Genomic DNA, 1,730 nt, shown 5'->3' with positions numbered 1-1,730 from the left:
AAGACCGCGGAAGGGTACTTCCCGATCCTCAACGGCTCGACCACGGACTTCGCCCACCCGTACGCGATGACCTACTACGGCGACCCGTCCCACGAGGATGCAGCCGACAAGCCGATCCGCATCGCCCACCTGCTCAACAACCCGGCACACATCGATGACAACCAGCTCTGGGGCGTCCTGAAGAAGTAGAAAGCACCCAAGTGGAACTGCGTCAGGCCCTGCTGTTGGGAAAGAGGAAAACCGTGAGATCGTCCTCGTCACCGCCGAGTACGGCGATCTCGTGCAGACTCCACCGCGGCCGAGGCGGATTGAGGAGATCCTGGTCTTTGTCCATCTCACCAGATGCCGTTCGACACCGGACTCATCCACTGACATCGGCGTCCAGCACCTATGGTCCGCTATGAGCTGGAGAGTGGATGTCGGCCCCGGCAGAGTGGAGCGCACGCGACCGCGGAGTGAATGCGTCGATCACTACACATAGCTCTCTGACCTGACCCTATGAGGGCTGGGGCTTCCCCTTGTGGTGCGTTGGGAGCACCGCCGCGCGGCTCGCTCTGTCGGAACACGGGGCGGCCGAGTGACTCGGAGTCGAGTCTCCTCGGCCACCCCTCCGACTATCGCCTAGGCAGACGGCCGGACACGGTCATCTATCGAAGTGACCGGAAGCCCGAGCGGAGTTCCCCGACGAAGAGCTCCGGCTGCCCCCAAGCGGCGAAGTGGCCGCCGTTGGGGAGCCTGTTGTAGTGGACGAGGTTCGGGTAGGCCTGCTCGGCCCAGCTCTTCGGCGCCTGGTACAGCTCGTCGGGGAAGACGCTGACGGCAACCGGGAGCTTGACGCCCAGCACGCCGAAGAACGGCTTCGTGTTCTCCGCGTAGAGGCGGGCGGCGGAGACCGCCGTGTTGGTCAGCCAGAACAGTGTGATGTTGTCCAGGACGTCGTCCCGCGTCAGGCCCTTCTTCTCCCCGGCGAAGGCCCGGGAGATCAGCTCCAGACTGGCCTTGTCATGGTCGAGCATGAAGGCGGCCAGGCCGACCAAGGAGTCCGCGAAAGCGGTCAGCGACTGCGGACGCGAGCCCATCATGTAGGCGTAGTAGACGTGCCGGTAGACGAAGTCCAGCTGTTCGACGGCCGCCTTCTCCTCGTCGTTGGCGAGCACGACGTCGGACGGCAGCGGGTTGCCGGCGACGATGGCCCCCTCGACGGCGGGCGGAACCACTTTGGGCATGTTGGTGTGTATGCCGACCAGGCCCTCGGGCTCCTGCACACCCATGACGTCGGTGACGACCGCGCCCCAGTCGCCGCCCTGCGCGACGTACTTCGTGTAGCCGAGGCGCTTCATCAGCTCGCCCCAGGCGCGGGCGATCCGCTCGGGGCTCCAGCCCTTCGCGGTCGGCTTGCCGGAGAAGCCGTAGCCCGGCATCGACGGGATCACCACGTGGAAGGCGTCCGAGGCGTCGCCACCGTGGGCTGTCGGTCTGTGAGCGGCTCGATGATCTTCAGCTGCTCGATGATCGAACCCGGCCAACCGTGCGTGACGATGACCGGCAGCGCGTTCTCGTGCTTCGAGCGGACGTGGATGAAATGGATGTCCAGTCCGTCGATCTCGGTGATGAACTGCGGGTAGGAGTTCAGCCGCGCCTCGACCTTGCGCCTGACTGTCCACCCGGCCAGCTCCAACGGGGCCGGCAGCGGCACGAACGCGGTGATCTCGCCTTTCTTGCCAGGGACC

General features: G+C 65.4%; 4 protein-coding genes. 1 reads left to right on the top strand and 3 read right to left on the bottom strand.

Annotated features, from left to right (window positions below; translation table 11 throughout):
• A partial coding sequence (locus VXC91_RS45160; RefSeq protein ID WP_329513139.1) for a hypothetical protein occupies window positions 1-189 on the top strand: 189 nt, incomplete at its 5' end.
• A gap of 22 nt (window positions 190-211) precedes the next feature.
• Here the strand turns inward: VXC91_RS45160 and VXC91_RS45155 are convergent.
• The 3 genes from VXC91_RS45155 to VXC91_RS45145 form a co-directional block, all read right to left on the bottom strand.
• Window positions 212-334: a hypothetical protein gene (locus VXC91_RS45155; RefSeq protein ID WP_329513138.1), complete on the bottom strand. Its 123-nt coding sequence runs from the start codon at window positions 332-334 to the stop codon at window positions 212-214.
• Window positions 335-647: 313 nt separating this feature from the next.
• Window positions 648-1,436 (bottom strand): alpha/beta fold hydrolase, encoded by a 789-nt coding sequence (locus VXC91_RS45150; RefSeq protein WP_329513137.1) that lies wholly within the window; start codon window positions 1,434-1,436, stop codon window positions 648-650.
• Window positions 1,430-1,730 (bottom strand): epoxide hydrolase N-terminal domain-containing protein (locus VXC91_RS45145; protein ID WP_329513136.1); only part of this gene is annotated, 301 nt, incomplete at its 5' end. The genes VXC91_RS45150 and VXC91_RS45145, both read right to left, overlap by 7 nt.

Source organism: Streptomyces chiangmaiensis (assembly GCF_036281785.1).
In the GTDB taxonomy this organism is placed as follows: Bacteria; Actinomycetota; Actinomycetes; order Streptomycetales; family Streptomycetaceae; genus Streptomyces; species Streptomyces chiangmaiensis.
Note: the sequence above shows the minus strand (reverse complement) of the source record. Positions and strands in the feature narration are given on the sequence as shown.